We start from the raw sequence: 23787 nt of genomic DNA on the forward strand, positions 1-23787 counted from the left end.
GAATGCTTTACTTGCCGTTGATCATGAAGTTCTGCATTGGCGCTTCTGCCACCGAGAACCACTGGTTCTGGTCTTGGCGGAAGCGCTTCCAGGGCTCGTAGATCTTCTTGAACTTGGCATTCTTGGATGCTTCCTCTTCCATCACTTCGGTCGCCGACTTGTAGCAGGCCTCCATGATTTCCCTGGAGAGGAAACGTAGCTTCGCGCCGTTCTTGATCAGGCGCGCCAGAGCTGCCGGATTCTTGGCATCGTATTCAGCCTGCATGGTCACATGCGCCTCGTAGGATGCAGCCTCAATCGCGTACTGGTATTCCTTCGGCAGTTTTTCCCACTCCTTGATGCCAACATAGAAGGACACCTGCAGGCTCGGCTCCCACCATCCCGGGGTGTAGTAGAACGGTGCGACCTTATTGAAGCCCAGCTTTTCATCGTCATAAGGTCCGATCCATTCCGCCGCGTCGATCGTACCTTTCTCAAGCGCAGGATAGATATCGCCGCCGGCAATCTGCTGCGGCACCACGCCAAGGCGCTGGAGCACGCGGCCACCGAATGCGCTCACGCGCATTTTCAGGCCCTGCAGATCCTTGGCAGTCTTGATCTCCTTGCGGAACCAGCCGGCCATCTGGGTGCCGGTATTACCGCCCAAGAAATTGATGATGCCGTAATCCTTGTAAAACTCGCGGGTCAGCGCCTTGCCGCCGCCCTGCTCGAACCAGGCGGTCTGCTGGCGCGAGGTGAGCCCGAACGGCACTGCGCCGTCAAATGCGAAAGTCGGATCCTTGCCGAAATAATAGTAGGACGCGCTATGCCCGATCTCGACGGTGCCGGCCTGGACAGCATCCAATACCTGCAGCGCAGGGACGATTTCACCGCCGGCAAAGACACGGATGTTGAACTTGCCGCCAGTCAGTTGCGCGACGCGCTTGGAAAACACTTCCGCTGCGCCGTAAATCGTGTCCAGGGATTTGGGAAAGCTGGATGCCAGACGCCAGTTGATGGTGGGCAGGGTTTGGGCCAGTGCCGGCGCAGCGATCGCGCCAACCGATGCACCAACAGCCGCCTTCTTGAGAAATGAACGACGTTCCACTTTGTCTCCTTGTTTTGTTACGGAAAATCGGTACTGCGGGCCTGTATGTTACCCCAATTTCTACTCTTTCTTGATATCTAATTTTTCAGCCGTTCATCGAAATGATGAGCGCAACCGCTCTTCTGCGCAGCCTTGTAGGAACAAGTCCGTAGCATGCGCCGGCGGGGCTTCCTACTTCTCATTCCTGCATGGCCGGCGACCAGGCGGAACACACCTCACACCCTGTGGAAATTCCCGCGTCTTGGCATCAGTCCTGCTTGCTTTTTCAGGATGCGAAACCCCGCAAGGGGAACAGAAGGCCAAATGAAAGGAGACACGCCATGAAAGGGAAACCGCTTTACAAATCTCTGTACTTTCAGGTGCTGACGGCCATCATCATCGGGGTTCTGCTCGGGCATTTCTATCCGGCGCTCGGTGCGGAAATGAAACCGCTGGGCGACGGCTTCATCAAGCTGATCAAGATGATTATTGCGCCCGTCATTTTTTGCACGGTCGTGATTGGGATTGCCGGCATGGAAGACATGAAGAAGGTCGGCAAGACCGGGGGCCTGGCCCTGCTCTATTTCGAAGTGGTGAGCACGATCTCGCTGATCGTCGGCCTGATCATAGTCAACCTGGTACAGCCCGGCGGCGGCATGAATGTCGATCCGAAATCGCTCGACACGAAGAGCATCGCGGCCTATACCGGCCCGGGGAAAATGCAGTCGACCACTGAATTCCTGCTCAACATCATCCCGAGCAGCGTGGTGGATGCCTTTGCCAAGGGGGACATCCTCCAGGTCCTGCTGTTCTCGATCCTGTTCGGCTTTGCCCTGCATCGATTTGGGGGCCGCGGCACGTTGATGTTCGACTTCATCGAAAAGCTGTCGCATGTGCTGTTCGGCATCGTCGGCATCATCATGAAACTCGCACCGCTCGGCGCATTCGGCGCCATGGCATTCACCATCGGCAAATACGGGGTAGGCAGCCTGGTATCCCTGGGCAAGCTGATGGGCACCTTTTACCTGACCTGCCTGATCTTCATCTTCGGCGTGCTCGGCATCATCGCCTTCCTGCACGGCTTCAGCATCTGGAAGTTCGTCAAATACATCAAGGAGGAATTGTTCATCGTGCTCGGCACTTCCTCATCCGAAGCGGCCCTGCCGCGCATGCTGGCCAAAATGGAGAATCTGGGCGTCAGGAAATCGGTCGTCGGCCTGGTCATTCCCACCGGGTATTCCTTCAACCTGGACGGCACCTCGATTTACCTCACCATGGCTGCGGTCTTCATTGCCCAGGCGACCAATACGCCCATGACCCTGACCCAGGAGCTGACCCTGCTCGCCGTGCTGATGCTGACATCGAAGGGCGCCGCCGGCATCACCGGGAGCGGGTTCATCGTGCTGGCGGCCACCCTGTCCGCGGTCGGCGGCGTGCCGGTTGCCGGCCTTGCGCTCATCCTCGGCATCGACCGCTTCATGTCTGAAGCGCGGGCGCTGACCAACCTGATCGGCAACGGCGTGGCGACGATCGTGGTCGGCAAATGGACGGGCGATGTCGACATGGAGCGGTTGCACGCGCACCTGAACAATGAAACGCCCGACGAAGCCGACGAGCCGGAAGAAGTGCTGGATCACAACGAAGCCCACATGCCCGAAGTCAAACCGGCTGCGCGCCAGGAAGCATGAAATCACAGCCCGGTACTGCCCGCCGACTTCAGGCGCCGGCTGAGTGCTTACGGCCTTGTCAATTGCCGGCGATCGTCATGCTTTCGATCAGGATGGACCCGGTTTCCTTGGTACCACGAACCAGGGTATCGGTACCGACCGCAACCATCTGGCGGAACATGTCCTTCAGGGTGCCGGCAATGGTGATCTCTTCCACCGGATACTGGATCACGCCGTTTTCGACCCAGAAGCCGGAAGCGCCGCGCGAATAGTCGCCGGTCACGTAATTGACGCCCTGCCCCATCAGCTCGGTGACCAGCAGGCCGGTCCCCAGCTTTTTCATCATGGCCTCGAAGTCGTCCGTGGGCGCAGTCAAGGACGAGACCAGGAAGAGGTTATGCGAGCCGCCGGCATTGCCGGTCGTTTTCATGCCCAGCTTGCGCGCCGAATAGGTGGACAGGAAATAGCCCTGCACCACGCCATCCTTCACCACTTCGCGCCGGCTGGTCTTGACGCCTTCCTCGTCGAAGGGTGAAGAGCCAACGGCACCGATGATATGCGGGTCTTCGATGATCTGGATATGCGGCGCGAACACGTCCTTGCCGAGGGAATCGAGCAGGAAAGTCGACTTGCGGTAAAGGGCCCCTCCGGATACGGCCTGGACGAACGAGCCGAGCAAACCTGCTGCCAGGGGCGCCTCGAACAGCACAGGACACTTGCGCGTCCCGAGCTTGCGCGCATTCAGACGAGCCAGCGCGCGCTCGGCTGCATAGCGCCCGATCGCTTCCGGCTGCGCCAGCTTTGCCGGGTCGCGCGCCGAGGAATACCAGTCGTCGCGCTGCATGTTGCCGCCCTTGCCAGCAATGGGCGCCACCGACACGGTATGACGGGAATAGGGGTAGCCGCCGATGAAGCCGCAGCTGTTGGCCGACACGAATTGCGACTGCTGGGCATAGACGCTCGCGCCTTCGCTGTTGGTGATGCGCTTGTCGACTGCGAAGGCGGCCGCCTCGGCACGCTGCGCAACGTCGACCGCTTCTTCGGTCGAAATCCGCCAAGGATAGCAGAGCTGCAGGTCGCGCGGCTGCATTTCCAGAGTGTCCGGATCGGGCAATCCCGCACAGTCGTCTTCCGCAGTGAAGCGCGCGATGTTATATGCCGCTTCCACCGTATCCCGCAAGGACTTCTCCGAAAAATCCGAGGTGCTGGCATTGCCGCGGCGGATGTGGCCTGACTTGCCGAGATAGACCGTAACTCCGATACCCTTGTCCTTGTTCTGTTCGATGGTTTCGATCTTGCCCTTGCGCACGGTAACCGCAAGGCCATTGCCTTCACTGATTTCGACTGCGGCATCCGACGCGCCTTTTTCCTGTGCGAAACGAAGGACATCTCTTGCAAGCTGCCTCAACTGGTCCTGGGTATAGGTGAAAACGGAGTCGCTCATGGTCTTGTTTTTTTCGCAGTGGATTTAAAACAGTTATCATAGCAGTCGTTTACAGAACGGCCTTGCGCCACATTGCTTTTACCATGCCGAACTCCAATCGAGGCTCGGTCGGTTTCCGCTCCAACGAGTTTGAACAGGAATACGACCGCCCTTCCAAATCCCAGTTGAAACGCGAAATGACCGCCCTGCAAGAGCTGGGCGAAGAACTGGTCAATCAGCCCAAGGATCGCGTCATGCGCGTGCCCATGCCGGAAGATGTGCGCGAAGTCATTCTCGAATGCCAGCGCATCAAGGACCATGAAGGCCGACGCCGCCAGTTGCAGTATGTCGGCAGGAAGATGCGTACGCTGGAACCCGAGGAAGTCGCGGCCATCCAGAAAGTGCTGGACGGCTGGAAAGGCCAATCCAGGGCGGATACGGCGGCATTGCATGCGCTTGAACGGCGTCGCGACAAGCTGCTGGCGGATGACAAGGCCCTGACCGACCTGATGGCCCAGCATCCGGAACTCGATGTCCAGCAATTGCGAACCCTGATACGCAACGCGCGCAAGGAACAAGCCGAGAACAAGCCGCCCAAGGCTTATCGCGAAATCTTCCAGATCCTGAAGGAATTGCAATCCTCTTCCGCGAAGCAGACGAACGAGCAAGATGACCAAGAAAACGAAGAATGATCCCGATGAAGTGCTGATTGGCCTGGTGTCGATTTCCGACCGCGCCTCCAGCGGCACCTATGAGGACCAGGGCATCCCCGCTCTGCGCGATTGGTTTTCCGCCGCACTCGCCAGCCCGTGGCAAATGGAAACCCGGCTGATTCCGGATGAGCGTTCCCTGATTGAAAAGACTTTGATCGAACTGGTCGACGACCTCGGCTGCGACCTGGTGCTCACGACTGGCGGCACCGGCCCGGCCCGGCGCGATGTAACACCGGAAGCCACACTTGCGGTCGCCACCAAGGAAATGCCGGGCTTCGGCGAACAGATGCGGCAGATCAGCCTTAGATTCGTACCGACTGCCATCCTGTCGCGGCAAGTGGCGGTTATTCGCGAAACGCCGGACCATGCGGCGCTCATCATGAACCTGCCGGGACAGCCGAAGTCGATCAAGGAAACGCTGGAAGGCTTGAAAGACGCGGACGGCAAGCAGATCGTACCCGGCATCTTCGCCGCCGTGCCCTACTGCATCGACCTGATCGGCGGACCGTATATCGAAACCCATGAAAGCATCTGCAAGGCATTCCGGCCGAAGTCGGCGATCCGGCAGCGCTGATCCAGCCTGAACATCTGGCCGACCGCACTGAGCCGGGCGGCCTGGCATGTAAGCGGGACCATTTTCCACACTGCCTCTTTTGATTACCGCAAGATCCGCTCCATACAGAACATGACAGACCTGCTTGACTCCATCCAGATAGAAACCGCGCCGAATCCCACCGTCTCCGTGATCTGGCTGCATGGCCTCGGTGCCGACGGCAATGATTTCGTGCCGATCGTGCATGAGCTCGACCTGAGCGGCTGCCCGCCGATCCGTTTCGTCTTCCCGCATGCACCGACGATGCCGGTGACTGTCAACAATGGCTACGTCATGCGCGCCTGGTACGACATTCTCGGAACCGACCTCGCCCGGCGCGAGGATGAAGCCGGCCTGCGCAAATCGCAGACCCTGGTGGAGCAGTTGATTGCCCGGGAAAAGGCGCGTGGCATTGCTTCGAATCGAATCATCCTCGCGGGCTTTTCGCAGGGTTGCGCAATGACGCTGCAGACTGGCCTGCGCCATCCGGAAAAACTCGCCGGCCTGCTCTGCCTGTCCGGCTACCTGCCTATCCATACGACGGTCGAAGCGGAACGCCATGCGGCCAACCATGACACGCCGATTTTCCTCGCGCACGGCCGCAGTGATCCGGTGATTCCGATCGACCGCGCGGAAAAGTCCCGCGACATGCTGAAGAAGCTTGGCTACCGGGTCGAGTGGCATGAATACATGATGCCGCACTCGGTATGCATGGAAGAGCTGGATGACATCAGCCGCTGGCTGAAGCAGATCCTGGCTTGAGGGACGTCCTGCAACGGCCGGCACGCGGCCGTTGCAGGACACTCCGATACGTCAAAGCGCCTTCTGCCCGCCGGGCAGAACGGCCGCAAACTTCCTTACTTGAACACCACCGTCCGATGGCCGTTCAAGAGAATCCGGTGCTCGACGAACCATTTGACGGCACGGGCCAGTACCACGCATTCGACATCGCGTCCGATCGCGGTCAGAGTGTCCGGGTCCATTGAATGGTCGACCCGCTCCACATCCTGCTCGATGATCGGCCCTTCATCCAGGTCGCTGGTGACGAAGTGCGCCGTGGCGCCGATCAGCTTGACGCCGCGCTCATGCGCCTGATAGTAGGGCTTCGCGCCCTTGAAGCTGGGCAGGAAGGAGTGATGGATATTGATGGCGCGGCCGGCCAATGCCTTGCACATCGCCGGTGACAGAATCTGCATGTATCGCGCCAGCACCACAAGGTCGATATTGTTCGTCTTGACGATTTCGAGCACCCGCTCTTCCTGCGCCTGCTTGGCTTCCGGTGACGCCCCGGCTGCCAGCGGCAGATGATGGAAAGGAATGTTGTAGCTTGCCGCCAGCTGGTAGAAATCCATGTGATTCGACACGATGGCCGGAATCTCCACCGGCAGCAGTCCGCTTCGGTAACGGAACAGCAAGTCGTTCAGGCAGTGGCCGATCTTCGATACCATCAACATGACGCGCGGCTTCTTGTGCGCATCATGCAATTGCCAGTTCATCCGCATCGCGCCGGCCACCTCGGCAAAATCCTTGCGCAAGGCCGCATCGCTTACTGAAGAATCTTCCGCGGCAAAATGCACCCGCATGAAAAACAATTGCGACTGGGCGTCGCCAAACTGTGCCGAGTCGATAATGTTGCAGCCATGTTCGGCCAGGAAGCCGGATACGCGATGAACGATGCCACGCTGGTCGGGGCAGGACAGTGTGAGGATAAATTCGGGATACATGATGTAGGTTATTCGGTGACAGGGCTTGGCAGGGCAGCAAGCCAAAGGCCGCTATTTTCGCACGCTTGCGCTTCGCAAACAAAAACCCGGAAACGCCCAAGGACGCTTCCGGGTTTTGCATGGCTTCCCGATGGGCAGCCGTCGCCTTCCGAGATGGCCTCGCCGGCTTGCATCCGCCGGCGAACCTATAGGAATGGCAGGGGCGGATTAACCGACTTTCGCGACGGTCAGGCCTTTGGTTGCGGCAGCTGCCGTGCCAACCTGGATATCGCCGGACAACTGGCCACCTTCTTCAATAACTACCTTGCCATAGCGCACTTTGCCGGTAACCTTGCCGGTGGAATGAATCACCAGCTTCTGGCGTACGGTCAGGTCGCCTTCGAAATCACCACGGATTTCGGCGATGTCGATTTCAGCGGAACCCTTGAATGCGCCGTTCTGGGCGATCTGGATCACGCGGGAATCGATGGTCGCTTCGACGCGGCCTTCGACGACCAGGGTGTCGCAGTCGGTGATTTCAACGCCCTTGAGCTTGATGTTCGGCCCGACGATCAGCTTGCTGCCGCCTTCGTTGGCAGTCGCTACAGGAGTGTCGGTGCTGGGCGCATTTACCGGGCTGCCCAGAGGCGAAGCCGGCTTCGAAATGCCCGATGCGCCGCTCGAAGCGAAGCCGCCGGCATTATTGTTAAGAGAAGAATTTGGCGTATTGGCGTCGCGCTTGCCAAAAAGCGAATCGGATCGAAGCATGTGATCTCCTGAAGTAAATACGTGACGAGAAGTTTTTCAATGAATAGGAACGCTTTCAGCTTTCTCCTGTTCGCGGGCGTCTGCATCGTATGCCACACCCGCATTTCAGGACACGCGATCCCCATCCCTTGAACCGCGGCAATTTACGGCTCCAGCATTGGTCTGCTTGCCTGATGGAAAGTTCCGTCGCTGTTACACTTTTTAATAATTTAATAAAAAAAGAACGACCGTTCCAATTCCGGTATAGTGAGCACCTGTTTCAAGAAAGGCATCTGAAGCATCCGCTTCGGGCCTGCCCGAACATGCGCGTGCCAAGCTGGCCAACGATGGCTGCAATCCGGATTTCTCGTTTGTCCAGGCTGTCGCAATCGAGCGCACCCCGACATCACCCCTGAATGGAGCAAGCATGAACACGACGTCTCTCACGAACCGGCAATTTCTCCTCGCCGCCCGCCCGGTCGGCCTGCCCAAGCCCAGCGACTGGAATTTCACTACCGAACCGGTCAGGGACATCGGCGACGGGGAAATCCTCGTCAAGCTGCTTTATCTGTCGCTCGATCCCGCGATGCGCGGCTGGATGAATGAAGGCAAATCCTATATTCGCCCGGTTGGCATCGGCGAAGTGATGCGCGCCGGTGGCATAGGCAAGGTGATCGCTTCAAAGTCGCCGAAATTCGCCGTCGGCGATCATGTATCCGGCAGCCTAGGTGTTCAGGAATACTGGGCTGGCCCGGCAGATGACAAAGGCGCAAGCCTGCACAAGGTCGATCCGAAAGTTGCGCCCCTGCCGACTTACCTGAACACGCTCGGCATGCCCGGGATGACGGCCTACTTCGGCCTGCTCGAAGTCGGGCAGCCGAAAGCGGGTGACACAGTGGTGGTGTCCGGGGCAGCCGGGGCGGTAGGTCAGGCAGTAGGCCAGATCGCCAAGCACAAGGGCTGCCGGGCGGTCGGCATTGCCGGCGGCAAGGAGAAGTGCGATTTCGTCGTCAAGGAACTCGGCTTCGATGCCTGCATCGACTACAAGAGCGGGTCAGTCAAGGAAGGCCTGAAGCAGCATTGTCCCAACGGCGTGGATGTCTATTTCGACAATGTCGGCGGCGACATCCTCGATGAGGTCCTCACACGCATCAATATGAAGGCGCGGATCGTGATTTGCGGCGCAATCTCGCAGTACAACAACACTACACCGGTCAAGGGCCCGGCCAACTACCTGTCCCTGCTCGTTAACCGGGCACGCATGGAAGGCATGGTCGTATTCGATTATGCGAACCGCTATCATCTCGGCGTTGCCGAAATGGCGAAATGGATGAAGGAAGGCAGTTTCAAGTCGCGCGAAGATGTCGTCACCGGGCTGGAGAAATTCCCGGAAGCGCTGCTGATGCTGTTCGAGGGCAAAAACTTCGGCAAGCTGGTACTGCAGGTGGCGCAGGACGACTGAAGACATGCATTGCCCCGCTGGATCGGCAAGCGGGGCAGGCAACAAAAAAGGCGCTGCAGATTGCAGCGCCTTTTTCTACAAGCCTTTAGACAGAACCGATTACTTGCTGCGGCTCTTGTATTCGCCGGTGCGGGTATCGATTTCGATCTTGTCCCCGATGTCGACGAATAGGGGAACCGGGATTTCGAAACCGGTCGAGATCTTGGCCGGCTTCAATACCTTGCCGGAAGTATCGCCCTTGACGGCCGGCTCGGTGTAGGTCACTTCGCGTACGACCGTGGTCGGCAGCTCGACAGAGATCGGCTTGCCATCGTAGAACACGACTTCGCAAGTCATGCCGTCTTCCAGGTAATTGATCGCGTCGCCCAAGTTCTCGGCTTCGACCTCATACTGGTTGTATTCTTCATCCATAAAGACATACAGCGGATCGGCAAAATACGAGAAGGTCACCGGCTTTTTGTCGAGCACGACGATGTCGAACTTGTCGTCGCCACGGAATACGTTTTCCAGCGGCGCATTCGTCAGAAGATTTTTCATCTTCCACTTGTAGGTGAAGCCCGTGCGGCTTGAACCGTTAACGTCGGAACGGAGCACGATGAAAGGCTTGCCGTCGACCATGATGATATTGCCAACACGAATTTCTTTTGCAAATTTCATAGAGATTGAACGTAAAAAATGGGTTGCGTAAAAATCATCTCTCGCTCATGGCCAACAGCACTTCCCGCTCACGTCAGATAGAGAGAATCTCAAAGATTAACCGCGCATTATACCTTGTTTTCCGTAGTGAATGACCGAATCGAGCCAGCAAACTTCAGCAAGTTGGACGCCAGATCGCCATTCGCCAGGATTTGCTGCTGCCATTCGGCCGCTCTGCGCGCAATAGCCGGCATATCGGCCGCAAAGCGCGACCACAGCGCAGGCCAGTCGCCCCTCTCTTCTCCACTTCCGACGCGTGCATCGTTCCAGCGCAGGGAGAAGTTCCTCAGACTTTCAATGTCGGGAGAATAGCGCTGCAAAAACGCGCGCAGTTTCTTGTGATGCAGGTTCTCGTCCTGAGGATAGATATGCCAGATGAATGGCTGCCCCGCCCACTGGGCACGCACAAAGGAATCCTCCCCGCGCACGAAATTGAGGTCGCACGCCCATAGTAACTTGTCGTAATCCGGTTGAGCGACAAAAGGCAGCACGCGTACGGTGAGCGCATTGCAGGTACGTGCCGCACCCGGCCTTGCTTCTGTTCCGAGAAATGCCTGAATAGCCTCTGTTGCAACCCCTTCCGGGGCGAGGCAGGTTATTGCCTTGTCGCCTCTTTGCCAGACATCGAACAGCGCCGGGACTGGCGCGTGCGGATAACAAAACAGGGATGCCTTCAACGATGCCATTTCCTCCGGACTCAGGCCGACTTGCGCAAGAAAGGCCTTGATGGCAGTCTGATCCGATTGAAATTGCCGACGCTGCTTTTCCAGCGAGGATTCATGCAGCAGGCCGCCGGTTTTATTCGTAAATCCGGGAAAGAAAAAGTATTTCGTTATCGGCAGGCGCGGATGCGGCGAAGGCAAGGCGTGGCACCCCTCAACCCACTCCTCGGCACTCAAGCCTTCGAGGTTGAGCCATACCGGACGCGGATTGCACTCTGCCATTGCGGCAATGTAGCCGGGCGGGATATCGCAGCCGAAGAATTCAATGACGATATCGGCAACATCGTCCGTCGAAAACACACCGTCCTGATTGCGCCAGTGGAGCACGGTCACACCAGCAAGCTCCTGCACTTCCGCGTCGGTCACCACATCCGGACAAATCCGTTGAAAGCTCCGCAGATCATCCACCCACAAGGTGACGCCGATGCCATGTTCATGCTGCAGCTGCCGTGCCAGACGCCAGCAGATGCCGATGTCGCCATAGTTGTCGACAACTTTGCAGAATATGGCCAGGGTGGTTGCCTGGATTTTGTTGGAGTACATTTTTGACATTCACACCGGCAGGCAAATGCCTGCCCTGATTTTCTACTTGCCCTGAGCGTTGTCTTTCTTCGCCGAGGGGAAGAATACCTGCTGGCCTTCCACCCTGAACTGCGCGATCTGCCTTTGCCCCTCGTCCGAGGTGATCCAGTCGATCAGCTGCATCGCTCCCTTGTAATTGATGTCCTTGTACTTGGCTGGATTGACAGCAATGATCCCGTAGGGATTGAACATGCGCGGATCTCCTTCCACTTCCACCGCCAGCCCCGTCTTCGCCCGATAGGCATTGAAGGTGGCGCGGTCGGTCAGGGTATATGCCTTCAATTCCGAGGCCATGGTCAGCACCTCGCCCATGCCCATGCCGGCCGAGACGTAGGAGCTGCCCTGTGGTTGGGTGCCGACCTGCTTCCAGTAATTCTTTTCCATCTGGTCGGTACCGGAATTGTCTCCGCGCGAAATGAATTTCGCCTTGCTGTCGACAATCTTCTTCATGGCGGCCAGCACATCCTTGCTGCCCTTGATGCCGGCCGGGTCATCAGACGGGCCGACGATGATGAAGTCGTTATACATCACGTCGCGGCGATTGACGCCATGTCCCTCGGCGACAAACTTGTCTTCCGAAGGCCGCGCATGAACCAGGGTGACATCCACGTCGCCATTTTTTGCCAGCTCCAGCGCCTTGCCGGTACCCACGGCAATCACCTGCACCCGGCTGCCCGTCTTCGCTTCGAATTTCGGCAACAGGTAATTGAGCAGGCCGGAATTCTCGGTACTGGTCGTGGTCGACATCTTGATGACCGATTGTGCTTGCGCCAGAGGCGTGACGAGGGAAATGCAGGCAAGGGCCGACAACCAGAACAGGGAAAGGCGTCGTTTCAATCTCATCGCAATCTCCTTCAAAGTTTCGCATTTTTCAAAATCGGCCGTGCGGTACGATATTCAAGGTGGCCGTCTCGCAGCTTCAGGCGCTGCATGCCATGCAAGCCGATCAGGTCGCGGTCGTGGCAGGCGATGATGATGCTGCTTCCTTCGCCGACCAGCCCCGGAATCAGTTCGATCACCTTCTCCCGCGCCGCGCCATCGAGGTTCGCCGTCGGCTCGTCCAGCAGCAAGAGTCTTGGTGCCAATACCTTTGCGCGCGCCAGCGCGACACGCTGCTTTTCTCCGCCGGACAGGCTGTCGGGCTTGCTGTCTCGCAGATGAACGACATCCGCCCATTGCATTGCCTGCTCGACGCGCGTTGCAATCGCCCTTTTCGGCAAGCCGCGCGCCTTCAGGCCATAGCCGATATTGGCAGCCACACTGGTTGAAAACATCACGGGATGCTGGTGCACATACACCACCGCGTCGCGCATGGCAGCGGCATAGGGATGCCAGCTAACCGGCTGGCCGAGAAAATGCGCCTGTTCCACCTCGGCGCGCTCAAGACCGGCAAGGATGCGCAACAGAGTGCTCTTGCCGGCACCGTTCCTGCCGGTCAGGACGTAGGCCGTGGCAGCTTCGATAGCCAGCGCCTCGATGTCGAAAAGAATCCGCTCGCCGAAGCGCTTGCGCAGGCGATGGAGCGTCAGCAGGGAAGTCATGACGCCAGCCTGGAGATGCGGGTATCGCCCTGCAGCAGTAGCAGGGCGGCATTGATCACCAGCGCGATCGTCATCAGCACTATGCCGAGCGCAAGGCCCTGGGCAAATTCTCCCTTGCTGGTTTCCAAGGCGATGGCCGTGGTCATGGTCCGGGTTTCTCCCGCTATATTGCCTCCTACCATCAGGGCACACCCGACTTCGGACAGCACGCGGCCGAAGCCGTTGATCACGGCTGCCATTACACCGAAGCGCACTTCATGCAGCACCGTCGTCATCACGCGCCAGCGCGAAGCGCCATGGGTGAATGCTGTTTCCGCCAGACGCGGATCGGCAGCCTGCACTGCAGCAAGCACGAAAGCAACCAGCACCGGCAAGGCGATCAAGACCTGCCCGACGACGATGCCCGATTGCGAAAACAACCAGTGCAGCCCGCCCATCGGCCCCTGCCGCGACAATAATCCGTACAACAGCAGGCCGATCAGTACGGTAGGCAATGCGAGCGCTGCCTGCACCAGCCAGATTAGGATGCGGCGGCCCGGAAAGGAAGCGGTAGCGAGCACATAGCCTGTGAGCACGGCAATCGGTGCGGCGATGATCAGGGCGACAAGGGAAGTCTTCAGCGATACCCAGATAATTTGCCATAGCGCAGCATCGCCGGAGAAAAGCAGGACGAATGCATCGCCAGTGGCTTCGAAGAGTTGCATGGGCAATCTACCAAACGTCGAGTTCAGGCGAGCTTGAAGGCCGGATCCAGCACGTCCGGCTCCATGACCAGCCGCTCTTTTCCGGTCAACAATAAAAAATGCTTGCCGGTGCAGCGCGCAAGAAGAGACATGCCGACTTTTTGCGCAACTGCATGCCCCATTTGCGTCGTGCCGGAACGCGACAGCAAGAACGGGATGCCCATCTGGGCACCCTTGATCACCATTTCCGACGTCAGCCGTCCCGTCGTGTAAAAGACCTTGTCAGCGCCGGAAATATCCTCCAGCCACATCTTTCCCGCAATCGCATCCACTGCATTGTGACGGCCGACATCTTCGACGAAGTACAGCATCTCGCCGTCGGCATTGAACAGCGCGCAGCCATGTACCGAGCCTGCCTGCTTGTAGATGGATTGCTGCGTGCGTATGGTGTCGACAATCCGGTAAAGCGTGGATTGCCTCAGGCGCGCATCCGGCGGCAGGCTGATCGCATCGACCTCATCCATGAGGCCGCCGAACACCGTACCCTGGCCGCACCCTGTGGTCACGATCCGCTTGGATGTGCGGTCTTCGATATTGCTGATGCCGTTGCGCGTGGTGACTGCCACCGCTTCCACGCTCCAATCCACCTGCACCGTAGCAATCTCCTCGATCGACCTGATCAGGCGCTGATTACGCAGGTAGCCGAGCGTGAGCGCTTCCGGCGCACCTCCAAGCGTCATGAGCGTCACCAGCTCGCGCTTGTCGAGATAAATCGTCAGCGGACGCTCGGCGGGGATCGCGATGGTCGACACCCGGCCGCGTTCGTCCATGGCTTCAACCGGATGGGTAAGATCGATTGCAGCATTGGACAGGAACGGACGACGCGGCATGATGTTCAGATCAATTGATGCTTGCCAGCAGCTGGCCACCGCCATAGCTGCTTTGCTGCGGCGCTACTCCTCCAAGCGAAATGCGGATGGCGCAATACTTGAACTCCGGAATTTTGCCGAACGGATCCAATGCAGCATTGGTCAGTTTGTTGATCGCCGCTTCATAGTAGCAGAAGGCAACGAACACGGCGCCACGCGGTGAGCTCTCGTCGGCACGGGCATACAGCGACACCTTACCGCGCCGCGACTCGACGGTGATGATGTCGCCCGGCTTGCCGCCGAGGTCCGCCAGGTCCAGCGGATGCACCAGTGCCACCGGATCCGGCTCGATCGCATCCAGCACACTGGCGCGGCGGGTCATGCTGCCGGTATGCCAGTGTTCCAGCTGACGCCCCGTGATCAGCACCATCGGATAATCCGTATCCGGCCGCTCTGCCGCAGGAATGATGTCAGCGGGGACAAAGCGCGCGCGGCCGGTCGCCGTCGGGAAGTGCTCGGTGAATACCACCGACTGCCCGGGGTCGCCTTCCTTGGCGCAGGGGTAGGTCACGCCATGCTCGCGCTCCAGGCGGTCCCAGGTGATGCCGGCAATGCTCGCCATGCTTAGTCGCATCTCGTCAAAGACTTGGGAAACATGGGTATATTGCCAATCCAGGCCCAAGCGCTGCGCGATCTGCTGGATGATCCAGAGGTCCTGCTTCGCCTGTCCGGGCGGATCGATCGCCTGCCGCCCGAGCTGGACCACGCGATCGGTATTGGTGAAGGTGCCGGTCTTTTCCGGGAAGGCGGATGCCGGCAGGATCACATCGGCAAGATAAGCGGTCTCGGTCAGGAAGATATCCTGCACCACCAGATGGTCCAGCGCCGCCAGTGCTTCCCTGGCATGATTGGCATCGGGGTCGGACATGGCCGGGTTCTCGCCCATGATGTACATGCCGCGCACGGTTCCGGCCTTGATCGCATGCATGATTTCCACCACGGTCAAGCCCGGCTTGTCATCCAGCGGCATGCCCCACAGCTGCTCGAACTTGGCTTTTGCTGCCGGATTATCGACCCGCTGGTAATCCGGATACATCATCGGAATCAGGCCGGCGTCGGACGCCCCTTGCACATTGTTCTGGCCGCGCAGCGGATGCAGGCCGGTGCCGGGACGGCCAATCTGGCCTGTCATCAGGGCCAGCGCAATCAAGCAGCGGACATTATCGGTTCCATGCACGTGCTGAGATACGCCCATGCCCCAGAGGATCATCGACGCTTTCGAAGTGGAATATAGTCTTGCCACATAGCGGATGGTATCGGCATCGATGCCGCAAATCGGCGCCATGGCCTCCGGGCTGTACGCTTCGACATTCCGCTTGAGATCTTCATAACCGATGGTACGGCCGTCAATGAAGCTGGGATCGACCAGGTTTTCATGCACGATCACATGCATCATCGCGTTCAGGAGGGCCACATCGGTATCGGGCTGGAATTGCAGATAACGGTGCGCCATCCGTGCCAGGTCTGAACGTCGGGGATCGCACACGATCAGTTTCGTGCCATTCTTGACCGCATTCTTGATCCAGGTAGCGGCAACCGGATGATTCACTGTCGGGTTCGCACCGATTACGATCACCACTTCTGCCTTGGCCACGTCCATGACCGGATTGGACACCGCACCCGAGCCTATGCCTTCGAGCAGTGCGGCGACCGAAGAAGCGTGGCACAGACGCGTGCAATGGTCGACGTTGTTGGTGCCAAAGCCGGTACGCACCAGCTTCTGGAACAGATAGGCTTCTTCATTGCTGCCCTTGGCCGAACCGAAGCCGGCCAGCGCGCGTGGGCCATGCGTGTCGCGGATCATGCGCAGCTTGCCGCCGGCCAGCTCCAGAGCCTCTTCCCAGCTCGCTTCACGGAACACCTCAAACAGCTTGTCCGGGTCCATCACCATGTCGGCGCGCTTGGGCGCATCACTGCGGCGAATCAGAGGTGTTTTCAGGCGCTGGGGATGGTGCGCGTAATCGAAGCCGTAACGGCCCTTGACGCACAGGCGCTTGTGGTTGGCGGGTCCATCGCGTCCTTCGACATAAAGGATCTTGTTGTCCTTGACGTGATAGGTCAGCTGGCAGCCGACGCCGCAATACGGGCATACCGACTCGACCTGTTTGTCCGGCGTGGTCTGGGTGGCGCCATTGCGCACCAGCTGGGCCGGCATCAAAGCGCCCGTGGGACAGGCTTGCACGCATTCGCCGCAGGCCACGCAAGTCGATGCGCCCATCGGATCATCCATGTCGAACACGATCTTGGCGTCCTCGCCACGGAAGGCGAGCCCGATCACGTCATTGACCTGTTCATCCCGGCAGGCGCGCAGGCAGCGGGTGCACTGGATGCAGGCATCGAGGTTGACCGCAATCGCGGGATGCGACAAATCCGCCTTGATCTGTTCGCGAGGCGCGAAACGCGGTGTGCCCACCTGCAGCTTTTCGGCCCACTGGTCGACTTCATTGTGACGGGTGTAATCGGTCTCCGGCATGTCGGATTGCAGCAGCTCCAGTACCATCTGCTGCGCTTTCACCGCGCGTTCGCTATTCGTGGTAACCGCCATGCCATTGGCAGGATGACGGCAGCAGGAAGGTGCCAACACCCGCTCGCCCTGGATTTCCACCATGCAGGCGCGGCAATTGCCCGCGGTATCCAACCCCTCCTTGTAGCACAGGTGCGGAATCTCGACGCCTTCGCGCTGCGCCACCTGAATGATCGATTCATGCGCGCTGCCACTGACTTCCTTGCCATTCAAGGTGAACGTCACTTGCGTGGCTGCGGCGGCTTGTGCCAGTTCATTACGGGTAATTGCGTTCATGCTGTCTTTATCCTTGCCTTTCGCTCATCGTCACGCCAGCTCTTGCGGAAAGTATTTGATCACGCAGTCGATCGGGTTGGGTGCTGCCTGTCCCAGGCCGCAGATCGAAGCATCGCGCATCACGGCTGACAGTTCTGCCAGCAAGGTTGTATCCCAGTGAGGCTGTTCAATCAGTTGCAGCGCTTTGGCTGTGCCGACACGGCAAGGCGTGCACTGCCCGCAGGATTCTTCCTTGAAAAACTGCATCAGGTTGCGCGCGGCAGCCACTGCGCTGTCCTTTTCGGACAGCACGATGATCGCCGCGGATCCGATGAAGCAGCCATACGGCTGCAAGGTATCGAAATCCAGCGGAATGTTGCTCATGCTTGCGGGCAGGATGCCACCGGACGCGCCGCCCGGCAGATACGCATACAGGCGGTGGCCGTCCTGCATGCCGCCGCAGTATTCCTCGACCAGTTCCGCCAGCGTAATGCCGGCCGGTGCGAGGTGCACGCCCGGCTTCTTGACCCGGCCCGATACCGAGAACGAGCGCAAGCCCTTGCGGCCGTTCCTGCCATGCGATGCGAACCAGTCACCGCCCTTTTCCAGCAACTCGCGCACCCAGTACAGCGTCTCGAAATTGTGCTCCAGCGTTGGGCGCCCGAACAGGCCGACTTGCGCCACGTACGGTGGACGCAGGCGCGGCATGCCACGCTTGCCTTCAATCGACTCGATCATTGCCGATTCTTCGCCGCAGATATAAGCCCCCGCGCCTCGACGCAAATGAATTTCCGGCAAACCGGACACCGGAGGGGCCGCGCGCAATCGCGCCAGTTCGGCTTCCAGCATCGCGCGACAGCCATGGTATTCATCGCGCAGGTAAATGTAGATCGCAGAGATTCCCACTGCCCAGGCGGCGATCAGCATCCCTTCCAGAAAGCGGTGCGGATCGCGCTCCAGATAGGTCCGGTCCTTGAATGTACCCGGTTCGCCCTCGTCGATATTGACTGCCATCAGGCGCGGCCCCGGTTCATTGCGTACGATGCGCCACTTGCGCCCGGCAGGAAAGCCTGCACCGCCCAGACCGCGCAAGCCCGACGCTTCCATCGTCCGGATCACGTCTTCCACATCACGCGCGCCGGACATGCATTCTTTCAGCAGGCGATAGCCGCCCTGCTCCTGGTAATCGCCATAATCGATATAGCGCTCTACGGATGGGTTCACCGAACCTGCCGCCACTGCGGCCCTGACGGCATCGTTGCTGGCATTCGCGATCGGATTCTGCCCCACCACAGCTACCGGCGCCTGTTCGCAGCGGCCGACGCAAGGTGCCGGGATGACGCGCACTTCCTTGCCCAGAATTGCCGGCAGCTTGGCGAGCAATTCGCCGGCTCCGGCCAGTTCGCATGACAGGCTGGCACACACCCTGACCGTCAGGCTGACCGGGCTGGCCGCCTCGTCACCTTCCTTGATGACTTCAAAATGATGGTAAAAGGTCGCCACTTCATACACTTCCGCCTGAGCCATGCGCAGTTCCTGCGCCAGTGCCGCCAGATGCGGGGCCGACAACCGGCCATAGCGGTCGTTGATGAGGTGCAGGTATTCGATCAGCAAATCTCGGCGGCGCGGAGAGGAAGCCAGCAGGGATTGCACTTGTTCCAGCGCGACTGGGTCGACGCGGCGCCCCTTGGGAGCCTGGCGCTTGCGCTCCTTGCTAACAGCGGGCGCAATTGGTATGACGGTTCGGTTCACGGTGACCTCGGCTTTGGAGAGGCGCAGAATGCCGTGCTGCAGAGTATTTGCTCTGCAGCACGGACAAGCCGAGCGCCCTTAAGGATTATTTAAACAGGATCACGGCCTTCTGCAAGGTGATCCAGACGCCGACTGCGAGAGGAATGCCCACCGCGAGCCAGGCAAACAAGGCCAATACTGCACCATTTGCGACAGTCGGAGTAGCGATGGCAACGGCCCCACCGGATGCACCGGCATAGCCAGCCTGAGTCGAGCCAGCATTGCCTGCCGTCGAACGTTCATGGGCAAGCTTGCGTTCGCGCGCCAGTTCTTCGTCGGTCATGAAATTCTTCTCGGCGACCGGGCGGACAAGCAGGTTGCAGATGAATCCGAGCACCAGCATGCCGGCAAGGATATACATGGTGATGTCATATGCCTGAGCCTTCGGCACCCCATGCGCAATCTGGTACTCGCGGATGTAATTCACCAGCACCGGACCAAGCACGCCTGCGGTCGCCCAGGCAGTCAACAGCCTGCCGTGAATCGCGCCTACCATCTGGGTGCCGAACATGTCAGCAAGATACGCCGGAATGGTTGAGAATCCCCCGCCGTACATCGAGAGGATGATGCAGAATGCCAGCACGAACAAGGCCAGGTGGCCGCTCTTGGCCATGGTCGGAATCGACACGTACAGGACGAAGCCGAGCGCAAGGAAGACGAAATAAGTCATCTTGCGTCCGATGTAGTCGGAGAACGATGCCCAGACGAAACGTCCGCCGATATTGAACAGGGAAAGCAGACCGGTGAAACCTGCCGCAATGGCGGCAATCTGCCCCTTCTGGGCCGCAGTCAGGTCATTGAACGGCACATCGAGGCCGATCAGCTTGCCGCCGAACACTTCCTGCAGCAGCGGAGAAGCCATGCCGAGAATGCCGATACCCGCTGATACGTTCAGGGTCAGCACGGACCAGATCAGCCAGAACTGCGGAGTCTTCCAGGCAACATTCAGATGAACATGCCTGCTGGTGATCATCGCATTGTTGGCTTGTGTTGCAGGCGGGGTCCAGCCCTCCGGCTTCCAGCCGGTCGGGGGCACGCGATAGCCCAGTGCGCCCGCCATCATGAATACGAAATAGATGGCCGCCAGCGCCAGGAAGGTTTCCCACACGCCGACCGAGGTTGGTGTTGCAAAAAACTTCATCAGCATGTCTGCCAGCGGTGCGCCGATCATGGCGCCGCCGCCGAAGCCCATGATTGCCATGCCAGTCGCCATGCCGCGGCGGTCCGGGAACCATTTGATCAGGGTCGACACCGGCGAAATGTAGCCCAGGCCGAGACCAATGCCGCCGATGACGCCGGCTCCCAGCCACATGAGCCAGATCTGGTGGACATAAATGCCGAATGCCGAAATCACCAGGCCGCCGCACCAGCAGATGGTGGCCACGACACCCGCCTTGCGCGGGCCCGCATGTTCCAGCCAGCCGCCGAACAGTGCAGCGGCGGCGCCGAGGAACAGGAAGAACAGGGTGAACATCCAGCCCAGCATGGAAATTTTCCAGTCGCAAGTCGTCGCGAAAATCTCCGCGAAGAAGCTCATGTCCTTCGGACAGGCGATGGATTCCTTGATGCCAATGGCCTTGGACAAGGGCAGCCAGAAGACTGAAAAGCCGTAGGCCATGCCGATGCACAAATGAATCGCCAACGCCGCCGGCGGGACCAGCCAGCGGTTGAAGCCAGGCTCCGCGATGGTGCGTTCCTTGGACAGCCAATCTGATAAAGCCATTTCTCCTCCTTGTTTGGGGTCACGAGTCAGGCCGCCATTACCAATATGCTATAAATGGCATATAGTTCCGGCAACATTACTTTTATTGCCACGGGAAAATATCATTGATCCAAGGAAGCATCAATAAGCTTTATGTTTCATAATGTTTAAGATCACCATCGACCCTCGTTGGGAAATTGCGCGCGAAGCCCAGCCATGGCTGGATACGACTTTCCTGCTGCGCTTATTGCTGTCGATCCAGGAAACCGGATCCATTGCGCAAGCAGCGAATGAAGTCGGACTGTCCTATCGTTACGCATGGGGATTGCTGCGCGATGGCGAAAAGCTCTTCGGCCATGCACTCATGCATACCGAGCGCGGACGCGGCACCCGGCTTACTACGCTGGCGGAAAAATTGATCTGGGCAGACCGCCGCGTCAAGGCGCGCCTGACGCCGATGCTCGAAAGTCTTGCCTCGGAAGTGGAAAACGAACTGGAAAAAGTGTTTGGCGAAAAGCCGGCAGCCATCCGGCTCGATGCAAGCCACGGCTTTGCCGTTGCCGCCCTGCTCAATCACATGGATGGCAACGGGCTGCCGGTCAATCTGCGCTATCGAAACTGCACGGACGCGGTCGCCGCCTTGTGGCAGCATGAATGCGACTTGGCTGGCTTTCATGTACCGATCGGCAAATTCGAACGGGCTGCAGTCGACTGGTACGCGAAATGGCTTGATCCCCGCACCCATTGCCTGCTGCACCTTACGACGCGCAAGCAGGGATTGATCGTCGCACCCGGCAATCCGAAAAACATCGTCGACCTGCGCGACCTCGTTCGAAGCGATGTGCGTTTTGTTAATCGCCAGGCTGGGTCGGGCACACGGATGCTGCTGGAATTGATGCTCACCAAACAAAAAATCCCGTCAGGTCAGATCAACGGATTTGAAAGCGCCGAATTCACCCATTCCGCAGTGGCGGCCTACATCGCAAGCGACATGGCCGATGTGGGGATTGGCGTACAGGCGGCGGCACAGCGATTCAAGCTGGATTTCGTTCCGCTGCTGCAGGAACGCTACTTCTTCGCGCTGACAACGTCTTCGATCGAGAATCCCCTGATGCAAAAGCTCATCGGGATCATGCGGTCGCCTGCATTTCAGAGCAGCGTGAATGGGCTGGCAGGATATGACGCGACCGGCGCCGGAACACTCCTGTCGCTTGACGAGGCATTTGCCACGCTTTCGACACCGCAATAACGCGAGAAGAAATTGCAGGCCATATTTGGAAAGGGCAAAAAAAACGCCACGCAAAGCGTGGCGTTTTTCATTTGGCGTCCCCACGGGGATTCGAACCCCGGTTATCGCCGTGAAAGGGCGGTGTCCTAGGCCTCTAGACGATGGGGACAGAAACCTGTCAGTACTACAGCCTATCTTCACATTTTGCTGGTGGAGGTAAGCGGGATCGAACCGCTGACCTCTTGCATGCCATGCAAGCGCTCTCCCAGCTGAGCTATACCCCCTTGCGAAGAAACGGAATTATAGCAAAGGTTTTTCTCCAATGTAAATCGTCTTTTGAAAAATTATTTGGAGAATTTCGCGAGGCGTGCCAAAACCGTTTCGCGACCAAGCAATTCGAGGACTGCGTCGATGGCCGGCGTCTGCAATTGCCCGGTCAGGATCAGGCGCAATGGCATGGCGAGTTGCGGCATTTTCAGCTTGTTTGTTGCAAGCACCTCCTTCAACAGCGCGGACAAGGCGGCCTTGTTCCACTCGACGGTTTCGCATTGTTTCCCAAATTGCGCGAGCGCCGGCTTCACCGCATCCGTGACATGCTGGGCAAGCAGAGCCGCATCGGGTGCCGGCTGGCGATAGAACAGCATCGCGGCATCGGCCAGTTCATTGATGGTGCTGGCACGTTCCTTCAGCAAGGCAATGACTGCCTGGAGGTCGGGACCGCCTTCGAATTGCGCACCTTCACGCTCCATCACCGGCCGCACCAGTGCTTCAAGGCGTGCGTTGTCGGACTGCTTGATGTAATGGTTGTTGAGCCAGGCCAGCTTTTCCGGATTGAACTGCGCCGGCGATTTCGACAAGTGGTCGAGGTCGAACCAGGCACAGAATTGTTCCATCGAAAAAATCTCTTCGTCGCCATGGCTCCAGCCGAGGCGAGCCAGGTAATTCAGCATTGCTTCCGGCAAATAGCCCTGCGCCGGATATTCCATCACGCTGACGGCGCCATGACGCTTCGACAGTTTCTCGCCGTCGGCACCGAGAATCATCGGCACATGGCCGTACTGCGGCAGCGACGCGCCGAGCGCGCGCAGGATGTTGATCTGGCGCGGCGTATTGTTGACGTGATCGTCGCCCCGGATTACGTGGGTGATCTGCATGTCCCAGTCATCAACCGACACGCAGAAATTGTAGGTTGGGGTTCCGTCCGGCCGCGCAATGATCAGATCATCCAGTTCGCGATTGGAAATGGTGATCGGCCCTTTCACCAGGTCATTCCAGGTGACGTCGCCATCGAGCGGGTTCCGGAAGCGCACCACCGGCTTGCGGCCTTCCGGCACCGGCGGCAAGGTCTTGCCGGGTTCCGGACGCCAGGTGCCGTCGTAGCGCGGCTTTTCGCCGGCCGCGCGCTGACGCTCGCGCATTGCCTCCACCTCTTCTGGCGTGCAATAGCAGTAATACGCACTGCCCGCTTCCAGCATCTGGCCGACGACTTCGCGGTAGCGGTCCATCCGCTGCATCTGAAAAAACGGACCTTCGTCATGGTGCAGGCCCAGCCAGTTCATGCCATCGAGGATGGCCTGCACCGCTTCCGGGGTGGACCGTTCCAGGTCCGTGTCTTCAATGCGGAGGATGAAGGTGCCACCGAAATGGCGGGCATAAGCCCAGGAAAAAAGCGCGGTGCGCGCGCCGCCCAAATGAAGATAGCCGGTAGGACTGGGAGCGAATCGGGTGCGAACTGTCATGGCAAGTGCAAATAAAAACGGC

General features: G+C 58.9%; 20 protein-coding genes and 2 tRNA genes. 6 read left to right on the forward strand and 16 right to left on the reverse strand.

Annotated elements, in window-relative coordinates; all coding sequences use genetic code 11:
- Positions 1 to 7 precede the first annotated feature (7 nt).
- A complete protein-coding gene (locus HGHM_RS10440) occupies positions 8 to 1087 on the reverse strand; it encodes a TRAP transporter substrate-binding protein (RefSeq protein ID WP_019141473.1) in 1080 nt (359 codons plus the stop codon).
- A 320-nt stretch (positions 1088 to 1407) separates the two neighbouring features.
- Here HGHM_RS10440 and HGHM_RS10445 point away from each other — a divergent pair, with 320 nt between their 5' ends.
- Positions 1408 to 2754: a dicarboxylate/amino acid:cation symporter gene (locus HGHM_RS10445; RefSeq protein WP_019141474.1), complete on the forward strand. Its 1347-nt coding sequence runs from the start codon at positions 1408 to 1410 to the stop codon at positions 2752 to 2754.
- A gap of 58 nt (positions 2755 to 2812) precedes the next feature.
- On the opposite strand, the gene pmbA is transcribed toward HGHM_RS10445, so the two are convergent.
- Positions 2813 to 4177 (reverse strand): metalloprotease PmbA, encoded by a 1365-nt coding sequence (pmbA, locus tag HGHM_RS10450; protein WP_019141475.1) that lies wholly within the window; start codon positions 4175 to 4177, stop codon positions 2813 to 2815.
- A gap of 83 nt (positions 4178 to 4260) precedes the next feature.
- On the opposite strand from pmbA, the gene yjgA reads away from it, so the two are divergent.
- The 3 genes from yjgA to HGHM_RS10465 all read left to right on the forward strand — a co-directional run bounded on the left by yjgA (position 4261) and on the right by HGHM_RS10465 (position 6223).
- Positions 4261 to 4848, forward strand: a complete 588-nt coding sequence (gene yjgA, locus HGHM_RS10455) for a ribosome biogenesis factor YjgA (protein ID WP_026075908.1) — start codon at positions 4261 to 4263, stop codon at positions 4846 to 4848.
- Positions 4826 to 5443 (forward strand): molybdopterin adenylyltransferase, encoded by a 618-nt coding sequence (gene mog, locus HGHM_RS10460; protein WP_019141477.1) that lies wholly within the window; start codon positions 4826 to 4828, stop codon positions 5441 to 5443. The genes yjgA and mog overlap by 23 nt, the downstream gene beginning before the upstream one ends.
- 111 nt (positions 5444 to 5554) lie before the next feature.
- Positions 5555 to 6223: an alpha/beta hydrolase gene (locus tag HGHM_RS10465; RefSeq protein ID WP_019141478.1), complete on the forward strand. Its 669-nt coding sequence runs from the start codon at positions 5555 to 5557 to the stop codon at positions 6221 to 6223.
- 95 nt (positions 6224 to 6318) lie between these two features.
- On the opposite strand, the gene purU is transcribed toward HGHM_RS10465, so the two are convergent.
- Positions 6319 to 7188, reverse strand: a complete 870-nt coding sequence (gene purU / locus HGHM_RS10470) for a formyltetrahydrofolate deformylase (RefSeq protein WP_026075910.1) — start codon at positions 7186 to 7188, stop codon at positions 6319 to 6321.
- 204 nt (positions 7189 to 7392) lie between these two features.
- On the reverse strand, positions 7393 to 7932 hold the full coding sequence (locus HGHM_RS10475; protein WP_019141480.1) for a bactofilin family protein: 540 nt from the start codon (positions 7930 to 7932) through the stop codon (positions 7393 to 7395).
- A 406-nt stretch (positions 7933 to 8338) separates the two neighbouring features.
- Between HGHM_RS10475 and HGHM_RS10480 the strand changes: the two genes are divergently transcribed.
- Positions 8339 to 9373 carry an NADP-dependent oxidoreductase gene (locus HGHM_RS10480; RefSeq protein ID WP_019141481.1) on the forward strand — a complete coding sequence of 345 codons (1035 nt, stop codon included), beginning with the start codon at positions 8339 to 8341 and terminating at the stop codon, positions 9371 to 9373.
- A gap of 99 nt (positions 9374 to 9472) precedes the next feature.
- Here HGHM_RS10480 and efp read toward each other — a convergent pair whose 3' ends face one another.
- The 9 genes from efp to HGHM_RS10525 form a co-directional block, all read right to left on the reverse strand.
- Positions 9473 to 10030, reverse strand: coding sequence for an elongation factor P (efp, locus tag HGHM_RS10485; protein WP_019141482.1), 558 nt, complete (start codon positions 10028 to 10030; stop codon positions 9473 to 9475).
- 107 nt (positions 10031 to 10137) lie between these two features.
- The gene (earP, locus tag HGHM_RS10490; protein WP_019141483.1) at positions 10138 to 11334 is read right to left on the reverse strand and encodes an elongation factor P maturation arginine rhamnosyltransferase EarP; all 1197 of its coding nucleotides are present in this window, start codon (positions 11332 to 11334) and stop codon (positions 10138 to 10140) included.
- A 42-nt stretch (positions 11335 to 11376) separates the two neighbouring features.
- A complete protein-coding gene (locus HGHM_RS10495; protein WP_051155332.1) occupies positions 11377 to 12216 on the reverse strand; it encodes a substrate-binding domain-containing protein in 840 nt (279 codons plus the stop codon).
- Between the two features lie 11 nt (positions 12217 to 12227).
- Positions 12228 to 12914, reverse strand: coding sequence for an energy-coupling factor ABC transporter ATP-binding protein (locus HGHM_RS10500; RefSeq protein WP_019141485.1), 687 nt, complete (start codon positions 12912 to 12914; stop codon positions 12228 to 12230).
- Positions 12911 to 13618 carry an ABC transporter permease gene (locus HGHM_RS10505; RefSeq protein WP_019141486.1) on the reverse strand — a complete coding sequence of 236 codons (708 nt, stop codon included), beginning with the start codon at positions 13616 to 13618 and terminating at the stop codon, positions 12911 to 12913. The genes HGHM_RS10500 and HGHM_RS10505 overlap by 4 nt, the downstream gene beginning before the upstream one ends.
- A gap of 23 nt (positions 13619 to 13641) precedes the next feature.
- Entirely contained in the window at positions 13642 to 14487 is an 846-nt protein-coding gene (locus HGHM_RS10510) for a formate dehydrogenase accessory sulfurtransferase FdhD (protein ID WP_026075912.1), read from the reverse strand.
- Between the two features lie 10 nt (positions 14488 to 14497).
- Positions 14498 to 17326, reverse strand: a complete 2829-nt coding sequence (gene fdhF, locus HGHM_RS10515) for a formate dehydrogenase subunit alpha (protein ID WP_019141488.1) — start codon at positions 17324 to 17326, stop codon at positions 14498 to 14500.
- A 30-nt stretch (positions 17327 to 17356) separates the two neighbouring features.
- Complete coding sequence (locus HGHM_RS10520; protein WP_026075913.1) at positions 17357 to 19057, reverse strand: NADH-ubiquinone oxidoreductase-F iron-sulfur binding region domain-containing protein; 1701 nt, start codon at positions 19055 to 19057, stop codon at positions 17357 to 17359.
- 85 nt (positions 19058 to 19142) lie between these two features.
- On the reverse strand, positions 19143 to 20819 hold the full coding sequence (locus HGHM_RS10525; RefSeq protein WP_019141490.1) for an OFA family MFS transporter: 1677 nt from the start codon (positions 20817 to 20819) through the stop codon (positions 19143 to 19145).
- Between the two features lie 142 nt (positions 20820 to 20961).
- Between HGHM_RS10525 and HGHM_RS10530 the strand changes: the two genes are divergently transcribed.
- A complete protein-coding gene (locus tag HGHM_RS10530; protein ID WP_019141491.1) occupies positions 20962 to 22047 on the forward strand; it encodes a substrate-binding domain-containing protein in 1086 nt (361 codons plus the stop codon).
- 72 nt (positions 22048 to 22119) lie between these two features.
- Here HGHM_RS10530 and HGHM_RS10535 read toward each other — a convergent pair.
- The 3 genes from HGHM_RS10535 to gltX form a co-directional block, all read right to left on the reverse strand.
- Positions 22120 to 22195, reverse strand: a tRNA-Glu gene (locus HGHM_RS10535).
- Between the two features lie 39 nt (positions 22196 to 22234).
- Positions 22235 to 22310: transfer RNA gene (locus HGHM_RS10540), tRNA-Ala, on the reverse strand.
- Positions 22311 to 22370: 60 nt separating this feature from the next.
- Positions 22371 to 23765, reverse strand: a complete 1395-nt coding sequence (gltX, locus tag HGHM_RS10545) for a glutamate--tRNA ligase (protein ID WP_026075914.1) — start codon at positions 23763 to 23765, stop codon at positions 22371 to 22373.
- Between the last annotated feature and the right edge of the window lie 22 nt (positions 23766 to 23787).

Source organism: Noviherbaspirillum massiliense JC206 (assembly GCF_000312045.1).
Lineage (GTDB): Bacteria > Pseudomonadota > Gammaproteobacteria > Burkholderiales > Burkholderiaceae_D > Noviherbaspirillum > Noviherbaspirillum massiliense.

Bases quoted from the DNA above. Each gene is read 5' to 3' on its own strand.
- efp (WP_019141482.1), bottom strand. From the start codon at position 10,030: ATGAAATTTGCAAAAGAAATTCGTGTTGGCAATATCATCATGGTCGAC.
- fdhF (WP_019141488.1), bottom strand. From the start codon at position 17,326: ATGAACGCAATTACCCGTAATGAACTGGCACAAGCCGCCGCAGCCACG.
- HGHM_RS10505 (WP_019141486.1), bottom strand. From the start codon at position 13,618: ATGCAACTCTTCGAAGCCACTGGCGATGCATTCGTCCTGCTTTTCTCC.
- HGHM_RS10530 (WP_019141491.1), top strand. From the start codon at position 20,962: ATGTTTAAGATCACCATCGACCCTCGTTGGGAAATTGCGCGCGAAGCC.
- HGHM_RS10475 (WP_019141480.1), bottom strand. From the start codon at position 7,932: ATGCTTCGATCCGATTCGCTTTTTGGCAAGCGCGACGCCAATACGCCA.
- pmbA (WP_019141475.1), bottom strand. From the start codon at position 4,177: ATGAGCGACTCCGTTTTCACCTATACCCAGGACCAGTTGAGGCAGCTT.
- HGHM_RS10495 (WP_051155332.1), bottom strand. From the start codon at position 12,216: ATGAGATTGAAACGACGCCTTTCCCTGTTCTGGTTGTCGGCCCTTGCC.
- earP (WP_019141483.1), bottom strand. From the start codon at position 11,334: ATGTACTCCAACAAAATCCAGGCAACCACCCTGGCCATATTCTGCAAA.
- HGHM_RS10500 (WP_019141485.1), bottom strand. From the start codon at position 12,914: ATGACTTCCCTGCTGACGCTCCATCGCCTGCGCAAGCGCTTCGGCGAG.
- mog (WP_019141477.1), top strand. From the start codon at position 4,826: ATGACCAAGAAAACGAAGAATGATCCCGATGAAGTGCTGATTGGCCTG.
- HGHM_RS10465 (WP_019141478.1), top strand. From the start codon at position 5,555: ATGACAGACCTGCTTGACTCCATCCAGATAGAAACCGCGCCGAATCCC.
- HGHM_RS10525 (WP_019141490.1), bottom strand. From the start codon at position 20,819: ATGGCTTTATCAGATTGGCTGTCCAAGGAACGCACCATCGCGGAGCCT.
- HGHM_RS10480 (WP_019141481.1), top strand. From the start codon at position 8,339: ATGAACACGACGTCTCTCACGAACCGGCAATTTCTCCTCGCCGCCCGC.
- HGHM_RS10510 (WP_026075912.1), bottom strand. From the start codon at position 14,487: ATGCCGCGTCGTCCGTTCCTGTCCAATGCTGCAATCGATCTTACCCAT.
- HGHM_RS10445 (WP_019141474.1), top strand. From the start codon at position 1,408: ATGAAAGGGAAACCGCTTTACAAATCTCTGTACTTTCAGGTGCTGACG.
- gltX (WP_026075914.1), bottom strand. From the start codon at position 23,765: ATGACAGTTCGCACCCGATTCGCTCCCAGTCCTACCGGCTATCTTCAT.
- yjgA (WP_026075908.1), top strand. From the start codon at position 4,261: ATGCCGAACTCCAATCGAGGCTCGGTCGGTTTCCGCTCCAACGAGTTT.